Source organism: Bacillus sp. PK6-025 (assembly GCF_056530265.1).
In genome coordinates this window covers 2,508,124-2,522,722 of sequence record NZ_CP096509.1, presented here as the reverse complement: position 1 = coordinate 2,522,722, position 14,599 = coordinate 2,508,124, and the positions used below count along the sequence as shown (strand labels likewise).

The window sequence follows — 14,599 nt, the reverse complement described above, 5'->3', positions numbered from 1 at the left end:
TTTTGCAAAAAAGATCATGACATGCATAGAACAGCGACCGGGCTGATTGTATATAATATTGGGAATTTAACAAAAATTTAACAAAGGAGATGGTAAAGGCAATGATCAAGGTGAAAAGGATGAGATTTGCTGATTTTGCGGATTTAGAGGCGGAGTAGATGAAACCGGCCAAAGTATCCCTACTCCACCGCATGCTCCAGTGCCTGAAGCAATGTGTTGATTGTAACATAGCGAAGTGTTTTACAGCAATAAACAGTTCTGTGAATATTTTATTAATTTCTGCTGTGATTTCATTCCCATATTCTGCTGCGGCTCATCCTGCAACACAGTCCGCTGATAAATATTCAAGCTTTGAAGAATTGAAGCGGAATGAAGATCCGGCGTCTTACCGAATGACGGAGAAGGACGCAAAAGTGCCGATGCTCATCATGGCGATCCATGGAGGCGGCATCGAACCCGGAACAAGTGAAATCGCCAATGAAGTGGCGAAAAATTATTCCTTGTACTTGTTTGAAGGGCTGAAATCATCAGGCAATAGGGATCTTCACATTACAAGCACCCGTTTTGACGAGCCGGCGGCGCTCGCCATCACTGCGAGTCACCAGTATGTCATGTCGCTTCACGGCTATTACAGTGAAGACCGCGCTATTAAAGTGGGCGGGACAGACCGCGTTAAAATCAGAATATTGGTTGATGAGCTGAATCGCTCGGGGTTTGCCGCTGAAATGCTGGCGACGGACGACAAGTACGCCGGAACCCATCCGAATAACATCGCCAACAAGTCGCTTTCCGGGCTGAGCATTCAGCTTGAAATGAGCACAGGATTCCGCCAATCTTTATTTGATCGGTTCACGCTAAAAGACAGGGCAGCGACGCAAAACGAAACGTTTTACCGATTTACAAAACTGCTGACCGATTTTATTCACGAAAACTATGAAGAAGACGGAGGGGACTTCCCCTCTGCAAAAATAAAACACCCCCTTCAATTGAAAAAGGAGGTGTTTTGGCGGTTGTGTTAACCGTTGGACTCTGAGGTGCCGCCGCCGGTGAATACGGAAACGATGGCATTCCACAGAGACACAAAGAAGTCGATCAGTTTTTGAAGGAAATTTTGTCCTTCTTCAGAATCCAGGAATTTCGTGATTTTATCTTTTGCTTTGTCAAGCTGGTCTCCAACCTGGTTCCAGTCGATATTAATATTTTTCATGTTATTAAATAAAGACATGAGAGATTTTTTCTGATCCTCTGTGAGCGTCACTCCCAGATCGGAAGCGGCGGAATCAATCGTTTTTTCCAATTCCTCTTTTGATTCGGGAACCCCGTTTTTCGAGATTTCTTCCTTGACTTTGGCCATCAGCGCTGATGCATTCTCACTGCCGATTTTCTCGCCAAGCTCTGAAGTGGTGACTAGCTCTTCATTCGCGACTTTTTTCACGTCTTCGGAGATCTTTTCGCCCGAAGTCGTTTCATAGGCTTTCATTAAACCGGTCAAAGCGGCTGTGCCTGATACTTCAAATGGTGCAGTGATATAGACTTTAGCGTCTTTTACACCGGCTGTCATCAGCGCGTTTAAATACATTTCATCCGTAATTCTGCTGATATTGTGTGTCTGCACTTCCAAACCGGTGCCTTTTTTCGCTACGGTAATCGAAGAAGAAGAAATCGCTCTTGTTCCGATTTGTGCTTTCGGTATATAATCCCCTAAATATTTATGCTCCTCATCATTTGTCACCTCGATGATGGTCGCATTTTCAGGCGCATTCATTTCTTTTAATACCTTTTGTCTGTCCTGGCTTGACAAGTCTTTCCCCAGCGTGACGATCACATCACCCACTGCGGCGTCAGCAAAGCTGACCTGCGGGAAAATGAGCAGACACAATGCTGTAAAGATTCCTAGTATCGATTTTTTCAAGCTCAATGCCCTCCTTAAAAATGCAGGCTTCAGGCAGAATTGCTGTACTTTTAAAGAAGCCTGCCGGAACGGAAATAATGCGTTCCGAAATATAGACGGATGAAAGATGAGAGAGGTTTCAAAGAAAAAAAGAGATCCATTTTTCTTCAAGTCAAATGCCCTCCGGGTATCGTATCACACGCTCTTTTATCATTCATGATTTTCACAGGCGATTCAACCTTTTTTTTAAATCTTTTACAAAAGTGATGCAAGAGCGCCGTTTATTTCAGGTAGATTGGCTCTGTGCTTCTTTGATATGATATAATGACCCTTGTGAAATGAAAGGAGAGAATCAAGATGGCTAAAAAAGGATACATACAACTGACAAACGGCAAAAAAATCGAGTTTGAACTATATCCGGAAGCGGCGCCGGGAACTGTCGCCAACTTTGAAAAACTTGCAAACGAAGGGTTCTATGACGGGTTGAAGTTCCACCGCGTCATTCCGGGCTTCGTCAGCCAAGGAGGCTGCCCGCACGGCACCGGAACAGGCGGACCTGGATATACGATTAAATGCGAGACAGAAGGGAATCCGCATAAACACGAAGCCGGTTCTCTCTCAATGGCTCACGCAGGAAAAGATACTGGAGGCAGCCAATTCTTTATCGTCCATGAGCCTCAGCCGCACTTGAACGGCGTACACACTGTTTTTGGAAAAGTCACATCAGGTCTTGATGCTGTCACTTCAATGGAGCAGGGACAAGGCATGGAAAAAGTCGAAGTATTTGACGCATAATTAGAAAGCGAAGAAACAGCCCGCTAAGCCGGGCTGTTTTTTTGTCTGAAACGGTGTTCATTTTCCAGATGCAATAGGACCAGGGACCGATTCTTCGACCGCGTTTTGCTAGGAAATGATGATCCTAATAAATAAAATAATTGTGAAAAAATGACCCTTTATGTAAAATATATTCAAGTGAAGAGCTAGAAAGAGAACGCAATCTGTATAAAAGGAAGGGGCGTAAGGGGTGAGCGTAAAAATCCCATCGACTGCAGTCGGCGTAAAAATTAATGACTGGTATAACGCGATACGCAAATTCAATGTTACGGACGCCGAAATGCTGAAGGCAGAAATTGAGCGCGAAATTTCTCAAATGGAAGAAGATCAAGACTTATTATTGTATTACGCCTTAATGGAATTCAGACACAGAATTATGCTTGATTACGTAAAACCATTGGAAGAAGGCGAAACCCCGCCTGACTTTTCTGAAATATTAAAAGATATCGAAGATGAACAAGGAAAGCTGACAGGCCTGCTTGAATATTATTTCAATTTTTTTAGAGGGATGTATGAATATAAAAACCATGATTATATTAAAGCGATCTCTTTTTACAGGCGCGCCGAAAAAAAGCTGCTGCATGTCGAGGACGAAATAGAGAGAGCCGAGTTTCATTTTAAAATGGCTGAAGTGTTTTATCATATGAAACAGAGCCACGTGTCGATGAATTATGCGCTTCAAGCGATTGAAACCTACCAGGCGCATGAAACTTACACGGTTCGGAGAATCCAATGCGAGTTCGTCATCGCAGGCAACTATGACGATCTGGATTCGAATGAAAAAGCGCTTTCGCATCTTGAAAAGGCGCTGAAGCTTTCACAGGAGAAAGGCCAGCTCATATTGGAAGGACACACCTATTACAATTTGGGTAACTGCTATTATAAGATGGGGGATTTTAATCGGGCGGCTGAATACTTCAACAGAGCTGCTGCGATTTATCAAGAAGAGTCATCAGATATTCTCCCAAAAGCGTTTTTTAGTCTTGCACATGCATATTTCAAGCTGAAGCAGCTGGAACAGGCGGATGACGCGTTAAACAAAGGGATTGACATCGCCCGGCGATCAGACGATTCGATCTATCTATCAAAATTTCATTTTTTGAAAGCCTTGTATCTTGATGATGACGGAAGAGCTCAAATGCTGGAAACTTTTCAGCTGCTCGGGTCAAAAAAGATGTATCCCGATATTGAGGACTTGGCATTGGAAGCTGCTGAATACTATAATGAAATTGGGCGCTTGAGCGACTCTGTTTATTTCTATCAAACGGTATTCAGTGCTCGAAAACAAATGAAAAAAGGGGACTGGTCGTATGAAATCTAAACTGTTGTTAACCGCCGCTGCTTCAGTAGCAGGACTTTCTCTGGCAAGTGCTGTGCTGATGACGCAAACAGATGGTATGAAAGTCGCCGAGAGAAATGTAACGTCCGCACCGACGCAAATCGCCGAGAGAAACGTAACGTCCACACCGGTGCAAATCGCTGAGAGAAATGTAACATCCACACCGGTACATGTTGCTGAGAGAAACGTAACATCTGCCAAAACGTCACCGATTCATATCGGAGAACGAAATGTAACATAATATTCCGTCAAAGGGCAGTGCTCGCTTATATGAGCACTGCCCTTTTTATGTCCGATAAAAAGAGGATAGGTGTGAAATAACACGTAAAAAGACCCCTTTAGGGGATATTTTTTGTTTATTTTTTGAAACAAAATGCAAATAAGGACGTATATTCTTGGAAGGAATGCTAAATTTTTTTATAATAAAACTTATCAGAACTAAATAAGGAGATCAATAATGAGGACTTTGGTACTGCTTAGAGGCTGCCCTGGCACCGGAAAATCTACCTGGATCAGGGATCATCAATTGAATCAATATACACTGTCTGCTGATCAGCTGAGGCTGATCCATCAGTCACCCGTGTTAAATTTGGAAGGGAAATACGACATTTCTCAAAAAAATGACGGAAAAGTATGGAAGCTTTTGTTCACCCTCCTTGAAGAAAGGATGGAAAGGGGGGAATTCACCGTTGTTGATGCCACACATGCGAAACCAAGCATGATTTCAAGCTATAAAGCTCTCGTTTTAAAGTATCGCTACAGAGCGTATGTGGTTGATTTTTCCGATATTCCGCTTGAGACCGCTCTGTTGAGAAACCGGGAGAGGGCTGAGCATAAGCGGGTGCCCGACAGCGTGGTTCACGCCATGCACGAGCGGATTTTAACCGAACCGGCGCCTTCCTGGACAACGGTCATCAAGCCGGAAGAATTTGACGATGTGATGCAGTATAAGCCGAGGCGGCTCGACAGTTATGAAAAAATACATGTGATCGGGGATGTGCACGGCTGTTTTACGGTGCTGGATTCTTATTTGAAAGGCAGACTCGAAGATGACGAGTTATATATTTTTACAGGTGATATGCTTGATAGAGGAATAGAAAACGCAAAAGTCGTTCAATTCCTGCTCAGTATCAAAGATCGTAAAAATGTGATTTTGCTCGAAGGAAATCATGATAAATATTTGAAGCAATACGGGCATGATGAAGAAACAAGAAGCAGCGTATTCAACAAGAAGACAAAACCGGAATTAGACGAAGCAGGCTTTGACAAAAAAGATATCAGGGAACTGGCCAGGCGCTTCCACCAAATTGTCTACTTCACGTATGGAGAAGATACTTACATCATCACGCACGGAGGTATTTCCGCGCTTCCTGACAACCTTCTGCTTACAGCTACCAGCCAGCTGATCAACGGTGTCGGCGGATATGAGACAGATATCGACCATGTCTTTACGAAAAATATGGAAGGGCGGAACATCATTCAAATCCACGGGCACAGAAACATGTTCCGGCTTCCAGTGCATGCAGCCGCAAAATCATATAACCTGGAAGGGCAGGTGGAGCACGGCGGGCATTTAAGGGTTGTCACCATCGATCGGTCTGGCATTCAAACACATGAGATAAAAAATGATGTGTTTAAAACGTCCGCTCCTTCGCTTGATTCTCATCACGAACACGAGGAGCTGACAGTCGACCATTTTCTAAAGCATTTGGACGAACACGATTATGTATCTGAGCAAAAATTAGGCGGAGGCATTTCCTCTTTTAACTTTACGAGGAAGGCTTTTCAGGAGAGAAAATGGGACAGCGTCAGCATGAAGGCAAGAGGGCTGTTTATCAACAGAAACACCAAGGAAATCGTCAGCAGAAGCTACAACAAATTTTTCAACATCGATGAACGCCTGACGACGAAAATGCATTTTCTCGTTAACACGCTGCGCTTTCCGGTCACTGTTTATGATAAGGCGAATGGATTTTTGGGAACGGTCGGCTACAATTCTGAAACCGATGAGCTCGTCTTCACCTCAAAATCTTATACATCGGCAAGCGGACAAAAAGACGGCCATGCGAAATGGGTGGAAGAGCTGTTTCACAAAACGTTTGACGCATCTCAGATTGAGGATATAAAAGAATATGTAAAAACACGCAATGTTTCGTTAGTGTTTGAAGTCGTGCTGCCAGAAAAAGATCCGCACATTATCGAGTACAAATCGGATAAGCTTGTCCTTCTCGACATTGTCAAAAGACAGATGAAATATGAAAAGCTGCCGTATGAAGATGTCCTCTGTTTTTCTGAGACATTTCGCGTAGAATGTAAGCAAAAAGTCATTTCTTTTGACCAGTGGACCGATTTTTATAAATGGTACCTGTCTGTGTCAAATGACCCGTCGATTGAAGAGGAAGGATATGTGATTGAAGACTCGGCAGGATTTATGACAAAATTAAAACTGCCTTTCTATCAATATTGGAAGTTCGTGCGCGGTATCAAGCACAGACTCGGCGCGGCTGCTGGTCGCTCGCCCCATCACGAGGCCCTGTTCCATTCCGAGCATGTGAAGTTTCTCGCCTGGGCCAAAACGAAAGACAGCGAGTATCTTAAAAACTAGTCCGTTATCACCATCCGAAACGACTTTTACAGCGAAACCTAAAGCGAAGAAAACAGAACAAACGGTTTCTTGAAACATAGTTATTTAGACTCAATTTTCAAGCTTGTTTTCACACACACCCCTAAACCAGAATGTACATTCGTAGGTTATAAGTAGTATTTCGTCTGAATATGAAACGATTTCCCTTCATTTTGCGTTATACTTAAAAACCACATATTTTCCGTCTGAATCGAACATGTTTTATTTCATCATTCACAGGAAATAAACATAGGATAGTTCAGAACGTGTTCTGGAGGTTTTGATCATGGGGAAAATAAGATTCAAGCTCACGGTTCTGCTCGTTTTGGCTGCCGTACTGGCCGGAGGCTTTTATTATTTAAAAAACGGAAGCGTTCAAGATGTCTCAACGGCACTCAGCCAAACCGTCTCATCTGAGGAAAAGAACTATACCATTTATCAATATAAGATCACCAAAATTGACGGCACTGAATACCACGGGGTATCAGATAACGGAACGAAGATCATTTTCAATGCGAAAAATCTCAACCAGGATCTGTCCGACATTAAAGAAGGAGACAAAGTAAAGGCCTACTTCTCTAATGCCAACAGAATCGACGGATTAATCAAAGTCGTCAAGGTGGCAGATTAAAAACCCTCTGTTTCTCAGAGGGTTTTTTTGTGCAAGCAGTTTTCATTGCAATTTTAATATGCGGCCGCTATAATTACGCATAAGGACAAGTAAATATCGATTGTATCCTTCGGGGCTGGGTGAAAATCCCGACCGGCGGTAATAAAGCGAGAGACAGCTTTAGAGCCCGTGACCCGCTGTGCTTCGTGCAAAGCGGTGGATTCAGTGAGAAGCTGAAGCCGACAGTGAAAGTCTGGATGGGAGAAGGATGAAGAGACTATGTGAAAAATAATGATGATGCATAGTTTTATTTCTCATGCACAAAAACAACCCCCCGGATCGACATCCGGGGTTATTTTTTTGGAAGAAGGGAGGGAAATTCATGACAGATGCGCATTATATGAATCTTGCATTGGAGCTTGCGAAGCAGGGTGAAGGTCAGACAGGAGCCAATCCGCTTGTCGGAGCCGTTGTCGTCAAAGACGGTGAAGTGGTCGGAATGGGGGCTCATTTAAAATACGGCGAAGCGCATGCAGAAGTGCACGCCATTCAAATGGCAGGCCGCCATGCGGAAGGAGCCGTCATTTATGTGACGCTTGAACCGTGCAGCCATTACGGCAAAACGCCTCCTTGCGCGGAACTGATTATCCGTTCCGGTTTGAAGCGGGTAGTCGTGGCGGCCGAAGATCCGAATCCGCTCGTTTCCGGAAGAGGAATCGGGATGCTGAGAAGTGCCGGGATCGAGGTCGAAACAGGCGTTCTCAAAGAACAGGCGGAAGAGCTGAACGAAAAGTTCATGCATTTTATGCGGACAGGCCTTCCGTATGTGACATTAAAATCAGCTGCCAGCCTTGACGGCAAAACCGCTACCGCAACAGGCGACAGCAAATGGATTACTTCTGAAGAAGCGCGGATGGACGCTCACCAATACCGAAAAAACCACCAGAGTATTTTAGTGGGATCGGGCACAATAAAAGCAGACGACCCGAGTTTGACATGCCGTCTCCCCGGTGCAGTGAATCAGCCGGTGCGTGTCGTTCTCGATACGACGCTGTCAATCCCGCTTCAGTCAAAAGTCATTCAGGATAAAGCAGCGGCAACCTGGATTTACACGACGTCCAAGGCAGATCCCGAAAAGGTTCGGAACCTGGAAAAAGAAGGTGTACAGGTAACCGTGCTGGATGCGGATGAACTTCCGGTGCGCGACGTGCTTCTGCACCTTGCAGACCGAGGTATCGCTTCAGTCTTTGTCGAAGGTGGTGCGACGGTTCACGCAAGCTTCGTCAAAGAAGGACTCTATCAGCAAATGATCTTCTATCTTGCCCCTAAATTAATCGGAGGGCTGCAATCTCCCAGCATCCTCTCCGGTGAAGGCTTTCAATCGATGAAAGATGTCCCCTTACTGCATTTCACAACCATTACCAAAATCGGCCAGGATATAAAGCTGGCGGCAAAACCGATAAAAGAATAAGGCGGTGGCATATGTTTACAGGCATCATTGAAGAAGTCGGAATGATTTTGGACATGAAAAAGGCGGGAAGCGCCATGTCTTTAGTCATCCAATCCAACAAAGTGACCGAGGATGTGAAGCTTGGCGACAGCATTGCTGTCAACGGAGTCTGCCTGACCGTAAATGAGTTCGGTTCCGGCAGTTTCACGGCGGATGTCATGCTTGAAACCCTGAAAGCAACATCACTCGGCACATTAAAAAAAGGAAGCCGCGTCAATCTTGAACGGGCGATGGCGGCAAACGGCCGCTTCGGCGGGCATATGGTGTCGGGGCATGTCGACGGCACCGCGTCTATCGTGCGCATAGAAAAAGCGGCTAACGCCGTATACTATGATTTAAAACTTGACCCTTCACTGGCCAAAATGCTTGTGTTAAAAGGTTCGATCGCCGTAGACGGCGTCAGCCTCACCATTTTTGGACTGACGGAAGATCAAGTAACAGTCTCGCTTATCCCGCACACATTGGATGAAACGATTTTTTCGGAAAAAAAGCCCGGAAGCATCGTCAACATCGAGTGCGATATGATCGGCAAATACATTTACCGGTTTCTCCACCAAGCAAAACAAGACAAACAGGCAAAGCCATTGACTGAATCGTTTTTTAAAGAAAACGGGTTTTAAATGAAAGGAGGCCGCGCGCCTATGTTTCACACAATTGAAGAAGCGATACGCGATTTGAAGCAAGGAAAAGTCATCATCGTGGTCGATGACGAGGACAGGGAAAACGAAGGCGATTTCGTTGCGCTGGCAGAATACGCAACACCTGAAGTGATCAACTTTATGGCTTCGCACGGAAGGGGTTTGATCTGCGCGCCGCTTAATGAAGAGATCGCTTCACGGCTCGACCTCCATCCGATGGTGGACGAAAATACCGATTCTCATCACACGGCATTTACGGTCAGTGTGGATCACCGCGATACAAAGACGGGGATCAGCGCTCAAGAGCGGTCGTTGACCGTCATGTCGCTGATTGATGATCACGCGCTTCCGGGCGATTTTAAAAGACCGGGGCACATTTTCCCCTTGATTGCGAAAACAGGCGGCGTTTTAAAAAGAGCCGGACATACGGAGGCGGCCGTTGACCTTGCGGAGGCGTGCGGTTCCGCGCCGGCCGGCGTCATCTGCGAAATCATGAATGAAGACGGCACGATGGCAAGGGTGCCTGAACTCAAAAAAATAGCCGACCAGCACGACTTGAAAATGATTACGATTAAAGATTTGATCGAATACCGCTACAGCAAGGGAACGCTGATCAACCGAGAAGTGAAGATTACGCTGCCTTCCGAATTCGGCACATTCAAGGTTTACGGCTATACAAACGAAATCGATGACAAGGAACATATAGCACTCGTCAAAGGCGATATACCTTTCGGAGACGAGCCTGTCCTTGTCCGCGTACACTCAGAATGCCTGACGGGCGATGTTTTCGGCTCTTACCGCTGCGACTGCGGCCCGCAGCTTGCTGCCGCACTCGCGCAAATCGAACAAGCGGGCCGGGGCGTGCTCCTTTATTTGAGACAGGAAGGAAGAGGAATCGGCTTAATCAATAAACTGAAAGCTTATAAACTGCAGGAAGAAGGATATGACACCGTGCAGGCTAATGAAAAGCTCGGTTTTCTCCCAGATCTTCGCAACTACGGGATCGGCGCCCAAATTTTAAGAGACCTCGGCGTGAAACAAATGAAGCTGCTGACGAACAATCCGCGAAAGATTGCCGGTCTCGAAGGCTACGGACTGACGATCGCAGACAGGGTGCCGCTGCAGATGGAGACAAAAAAAGACAATGAAAAGTACTTAAAAACGAAAAAATCAAAATTGGGGCATATGCTTCATTTTTAAACTAAAATCAATCACAAAAAAGGACGGGATTCATATGAATAAAATAGAAGGTCATGTAATTGGAACAGATTTGAAAATTGGGATCGTTGTGTCAAGGTTCAACGATTTTATTACAAGCAAACTTCTAAGCGGTGCAGAAGATACGCTGTTGAGACATGGGGTCAAAGCTGATGATATTGATGTCGCCTGGGTTCCCGGCGCATTCGAGATTCCGCTGATCGCCAAAAAAATGGCTGAAACGAAAAAATACGACGCCGTGATTACACTGGGCACGGTCATCAGAGGAGCGACAAGCCACTATGACTATGTCTGCAATGAAGCGGCAAAGGGGATTGCGGCGGGCAGCATGTCAACAGGCGTTCCGGTGATCTTCGGCGTATTGACGACAGACACGATCGAGCAGGCGGTAGAACGCGCCGGAACAAAAGCCGGAAATAAAGGTGCAGAAGCTGCCGCGGCAGCGATTGAAATGGCGAACCTGACCCGGTCGCTTCAATAATTACCGAAAAAGAGTTTAAAAAGGTTATAAAAATGTTTATAATGTGATGTGAAGCGACTAGCCTTCGTTAGATCCACATTTTGATATATTGAGGGGTATTTATGTTAATTCGTTATAAAAAGTCATTCGAAAAGATTGCGATGGGGCTCCTTTCGTTTATGCCGAATGAGAAGGACGTCAAGCAGCTTCAGCAGACAATTAAAGACTATGAAACGGACACTGAAAGGCAGCTGTTCCTATGGAAAGAAGGCGAGGATATTGTCGGCTGTGTAGGAGTAGAGAAAAGAGAAGAAGAAGTCGAGATCAAGCATATCAGTGTAAACCCGTCTCACCGTCATCAAGGAATCGGCAAAAAAATGGTGTCGGCCATTTCGCAAATGTTTGCACCTAAACCGCTGGTTCCGAATGAATTAACTAAAGGATTCTTTGAGCGCTGTCAGGATCACGAAAATGAAGACATCACATATAACCAATGAGCAGAGGCTTCTAGCCTCTGCTCTTTTTTCGCCGTTCGATTTGTTTTTCCCTCTCGGCAACCACTTCAGTCCGGTCTCTCAGCAGGTGTTTATCAATGATGAAGGCGTCCGGTGGATCGTTTGCTCCCCACTCATACGACTTTTTTTCACATTGTTTCCGGCATGCTTTGATCAAAGATTCATCTGTGATCGGAAGCATGATGCTTTCATAAGGAGAATGGGCTTTGATTTTTTGGTAAGTCTTCCTTAACAGCTTGATGAAGCGGCTGTAATCTAATCCGAGCGATTCGACTGCGTCTTTTTCGGACACCAGGATGCGGATGCTGTTCGCCATTAATCTCTCTGCACCGGCAAAATTGTTTCTCCGCTGATGATAGAGTGCGACTGCCAGCTGAATCAATCCAACCCAGTATGATTTCCGCTCGCCGGGATTGTCCTTTTTCCAATGGTCTTCTAAAATTTCGTGGCATTCAAAATAATCCCTTGACCCGTGGAATTCGGCCAGGTAATCGATATAAGCTTGGGGATACATCTGACATCCTCCTTTAAGTTTCCGTTAAAGTGTATCATAAGAACGGAACGGAGGAAAAACGGAGATATATCCAGGCTATGAAAAAAGCGCCCGGGTAACGGACGCTTCTCATTTTTATGTTAATAGATCCATGCCGCTCCTACAATAATCAACAAAATAAACAGAACGACAATCAAAGCAAATCCTCCGCCGTAGCCGAAGCCTTTACCTCCCATGTTGTTCCCTCCTCAGGTTTAAGATTTTACACAGTATTCTATGCAGCATACGCTCAAATCGTATAGGCGAATGCCAAAGCTTCTTAAATTATATTGGACTTCATGCAGACGCGTAATTTATACTAAAGGGTAGCCAGTTTTAGCCGGCTTAGAAGCGATTTTGAAAATGGTGAGAAATGAACATGGAATATCAGGTGAAAATCGAGGCGTTTGAAGGGCCGCTGGATCTGCTGCTGCACTTAATCAACCGCCTTGAAATAGACATTTATGACATACCTGTTGCGAAGATAACCGAGCAGTATTTATTATATGTGCATACGATGCGCGAACTTGAGCTCGACGTGGCCAGTGAATATTTGGTGATGGCTGCGACCCTTCTCAGCATTAAAAGCCGAATGCTCCTTCCAAAGCAGGAAGAGGAGTTGTTTGACGAAGAGTTTCTCGAGGAGGAAGAGGACCCGAGAGAAGAATTGATTGAAAAATTAATAGAGTACAGAAAATACAAAAGTGCCGCGCAAAATTTGAAGGAGCGCGAGGAAGAGCGGCAAAAAGCATTCGCGAAGCCGCCGAGCGATTTAAGCGACTATGCCAAGGAAATCAAACTCAGCGAGCAAAAGCTGTCCGTCACCGTTTACGACATGCTCGGGGCGTTTCAAAAGGTGTTAAACCGCAAAAAAATCAGCCGGCCGTCTGAAACTAGAATTTCAAGACAGGAAATACCGATAGAAGAACGAATGACGCAAATCGTCGATTGTTTGAAATCGTCCCGTCAAAGGATGCATTTTATGGAACTGTTCCCATACGAACAGAAAGAGCATCTCGTTGTGACGTTTTTGGCGATTTTGGAGCTGATGAAAAACCAGCTGATCATCATTGAGCAGGAACACAACTTTTCAGACATTTACATAACAGGGAGTGAAGCGATTCATGACGCTTGATATCGTGAATTGGAAAGCCATTGTCGAAGCGCTTTTGTATGCCGCCGGCGACGAGGGCCTGACAAAAAAACAGCTATTATCCGTTTTGGAGATCGATGAAGCCGAGCTTCAGGATATTATGCTTGATGTCAAAGAAACCTATGAAAAAGAAGACAGGGGCATCGAGCTTGTCGAGTACGCGGATACGTACATGCTTTCGACCAAAAAAGAATTCGCCGTCTATTTGAAAAAGCTGATTGAAGCCCCTTCAAAAGGGCTTTCTCAGGCTGCCCTCGAAGTTTTGGCCATCGTTTCATATAAGCAGCCGATTACGAGAGCGGAAGTCGAGGAGATCAGAGGGGTCAAATCTGAACGGATTCTCCAGAGCCTTGTCGCAAAAGCGCTGTTGTGCGAAGTAGGCCGGGCGGACGGACCGGGCAGGGCAATCTTGTACGGTACAACCGAAACATTTCTTGAACAATTCGGCTTAAAAACGCTTGAAGAGCTTCCGCCGCTGCCCGAAAATGTAGAAGAAGACGGGGTTCAGGAAGAAGCCGATCTGTTCTTTGAGAACTTTAACCAGACGTTCGAAGATTTAAAATAGACTCACCTTAAGGACCGAAGTATGATAATATATATTATCGTATTTTTTATGTTTAATTTCATGCATGAAAGAATACGATTGTAACAAAGCGATGAGGAGAGGGTGCCGACACCAATGGGAAAATCTATGGCAAGAGCCCAAACCGAGCAGGCAGGCGAATTTTTAGCACAGACCGTTCAGACGCTGAGCGATTATTTAAACGAAACGACGCTCTCATCCCTTGAAGCCGAAGAGCCCGGGAGCAGAGATTATTATCGCGATGTCCTCAGTAACTTGAGAAAACTGGCGGTTTACTGTGAAGAAGGGCTTCTGGCTTGCCGAATCAGGCTGAAGCAGGTTCCTTTTCAGGACGCTGCCGCCGAAAGGACGCTCTATCAGATCTATCATCGATGCATAGAAGAATTTTTTACACCGAAAAAAGATACTTGGTACGAAGACAGCAGAGCGGCCTACACGGGAAAAAACGCCATTTGCTTTCACGAACCAGCGCCGGCCTCATTAAAAAATTTGATGGCTTCGCTTGAAACAGAATATCAATCGATGAGAGAAGAATTGGAATACTATGCGACTGACTATCGGATGAAGATGGTTCAGCCGAGATCATAGCTTAAATGAACCGTGTGCCGGAACTCCCCCTTTCATGAAAGGGGGAGTTTTAATGTTGCTTGAGATTTTTCTCGGGGAATCATCCAATTGGTGTTCATAACGGAA

General features: G+C 45.2%; 17 protein-coding genes and 1 riboswitch. Of the genes, 14 read left to right on the top strand and 3 right to left on the bottom strand.

From position 1 onward, the window contains the following. The first annotated feature begins 158 nt into the window (after positions 1–158). Complete coding sequence (locus tag M1D67_RS12985) at positions 159–1,019, top strand: poly-gamma-glutamate hydrolase family protein (RefSeq protein WP_023857497.1); 861 nt, start codon at positions 159–161, stop codon at positions 1,017–1,019. On the opposite strand, the gene M1D67_RS12980 is transcribed toward M1D67_RS12985, so the two are convergent. Next, complete coding sequence (locus tag M1D67_RS12980; protein ID WP_020452020.1) at positions 1,016–1,912, bottom strand: DUF1002 domain-containing protein; 897 nt, start codon at positions 1,910–1,912, stop codon at positions 1,016–1,018. The two genes, M1D67_RS12985 and M1D67_RS12980, sit on opposite strands and share 4 nt — an antisense overlap. A gap of 336 nt (positions 1,913–2,248) precedes the next feature. On the opposite strand from M1D67_RS12980, the gene M1D67_RS12975 reads away from it, so the two are divergent. The 10 genes from M1D67_RS12975 (at position 2,249) to M1D67_RS12930 (ending at position 11,620) form a co-directional block, all read left to right on the top strand. After that, the gene (locus tag M1D67_RS12975) at positions 2,249–2,686 is read left to right on the top strand and encodes a peptidylprolyl isomerase (protein ID WP_020452019.1); all 438 of its coding nucleotides are present in this window, start codon (positions 2,249–2,251) and stop codon (positions 2,684–2,686) included. Positions 2,687–2,915: 229 nt separating this feature from the next. Then, positions 2,916–4,046 (top strand): Rap family tetratricopeptide repeat protein, encoded by a 1,131-nt coding sequence (locus M1D67_RS12970; RefSeq protein WP_043054368.1) that lies wholly within the window; start codon positions 2,916–2,918, stop codon positions 4,044–4,046. Further along, complete coding sequence (locus M1D67_RS12965) at positions 4,036–4,305, top strand: hypothetical protein (protein ID WP_143260972.1); 270 nt, start codon at positions 4,036–4,038, stop codon at positions 4,303–4,305. The genes M1D67_RS12970 and M1D67_RS12965 overlap by 11 nt, the downstream gene beginning before the upstream one ends. Positions 4,306–4,521: 216 nt before the next feature. Continuing rightward, positions 4,522–6,669, top strand: a complete 2,148-nt coding sequence (locus tag M1D67_RS12960) for an RNA ligase (RefSeq protein WP_479831325.1) — start codon at positions 4,522–4,524, stop codon at positions 6,667–6,669. Between the two features lie 304 nt (positions 6,670–6,973). Continuing rightward, on the top strand, positions 6,974–7,318 hold the full coding sequence (locus tag M1D67_RS12955) for a hypothetical protein (protein WP_020452015.1): 345 nt from the start codon (positions 6,974–6,976) through the stop codon (positions 7,316–7,318). 101 nt (positions 7,319–7,419) lie between these two features. Beyond that, a riboswitch (FMN riboswitch) is annotated at positions 7,420–7,570 on the top strand. Between the two features lie 109 nt (positions 7,571–7,679). After that, the gene (ribD, locus tag M1D67_RS12950; protein WP_035338486.1) at positions 7,680–8,768 is read left to right on the top strand and encodes a bifunctional diaminohydroxyphosphoribosylaminopyrimidine deaminase/5-amino-6-(5-phosphoribosylamino)uracil reductase RibD; all 1,089 of its coding nucleotides are present in this window, start codon (positions 7,680–7,682) and stop codon (positions 8,766–8,768) included. 11 nt (positions 8,769–8,779) lie between these two features. Beyond that, positions 8,780–9,427, top strand: a complete 648-nt coding sequence (gene ribE, locus M1D67_RS12945) for a riboflavin synthase (RefSeq protein ID WP_023857491.1) — start codon at positions 8,780–8,782, stop codon at positions 9,425–9,427. 21 nt (positions 9,428–9,448) lie between these two features. Continuing rightward, the gene (locus M1D67_RS12940; RefSeq protein WP_020452012.1) at positions 9,449–10,645 is read left to right on the top strand and encodes a bifunctional 3,4-dihydroxy-2-butanone-4-phosphate synthase/GTP cyclohydrolase II; all 1,197 of its coding nucleotides are present in this window, start codon (positions 9,449–9,451) and stop codon (positions 10,643–10,645) included. Positions 10,646–10,679: 34 nt separating this feature from the next. After that, a complete protein-coding gene (ribH, locus tag M1D67_RS12935; RefSeq protein WP_043054366.1) occupies positions 10,680–11,144 on the top strand; it encodes a 6,7-dimethyl-8-ribityllumazine synthase in 465 nt (154 codons plus the stop codon). A 101-nt stretch (positions 11,145–11,245) separates the two neighbouring features. Further along, positions 11,246–11,620: a GNAT family N-acetyltransferase gene (locus M1D67_RS12930; RefSeq protein WP_020452011.1), complete on the top strand. Its 375-nt coding sequence runs from the start codon at positions 11,246–11,248 to the stop codon at positions 11,618–11,620. Positions 11,621–11,630: 10 nt separating this feature from the next. Here the strand turns inward: M1D67_RS12930 and M1D67_RS12925 are convergent, their stop codons facing one another. Together M1D67_RS12925 and M1D67_RS12920 are read right to left on the bottom strand one after the other, a co-directional pair. Next, complete coding sequence (locus M1D67_RS12925) at positions 11,631–12,152, bottom strand: DUF309 domain-containing protein (RefSeq protein ID WP_035338489.1); 522 nt, start codon at positions 12,150–12,152, stop codon at positions 11,631–11,633. Positions 12,153–12,271: 119 nt separating this feature from the next. After that, positions 12,272–12,367, bottom strand: coding sequence for a YjcZ family sporulation protein (locus tag M1D67_RS12920; protein WP_003183108.1), 96 nt, complete (start codon positions 12,365–12,367; stop codon positions 12,272–12,274). Positions 12,368–12,549: 182 nt separating this feature from the next. On the opposite strand from M1D67_RS12920, the gene M1D67_RS12915 reads away from it, so the two are divergent. From M1D67_RS12915 to M1D67_RS12905, 3 genes are all read left to right on the top strand, one after another. After that, positions 12,550–13,305, top strand: a complete 756-nt coding sequence (locus M1D67_RS12915) for a segregation/condensation protein A (protein WP_023857489.1) — start codon at positions 12,550–12,552, stop codon at positions 13,303–13,305. Continuing rightward, positions 13,295–13,888 carry an SMC-Scp complex subunit ScpB gene (gene scpB / locus M1D67_RS12910; protein WP_023857488.1) on the top strand — a complete coding sequence of 198 codons (594 nt, stop codon included), beginning with the start codon at positions 13,295–13,297 and terminating at the stop codon, positions 13,886–13,888. The genes M1D67_RS12915 and scpB overlap by 11 nt, the downstream gene beginning before the upstream one ends. A 114-nt stretch (positions 13,889–14,002) precedes the next feature. Then, on the top strand, positions 14,003–14,494 hold the full coding sequence (locus M1D67_RS12905; RefSeq protein ID WP_023857487.1) for a YpuI family protein: 492 nt from the start codon (positions 14,003–14,005) through the stop codon (positions 14,492–14,494). Positions 14,495–14,599: the final 105 nt, after the last annotated feature.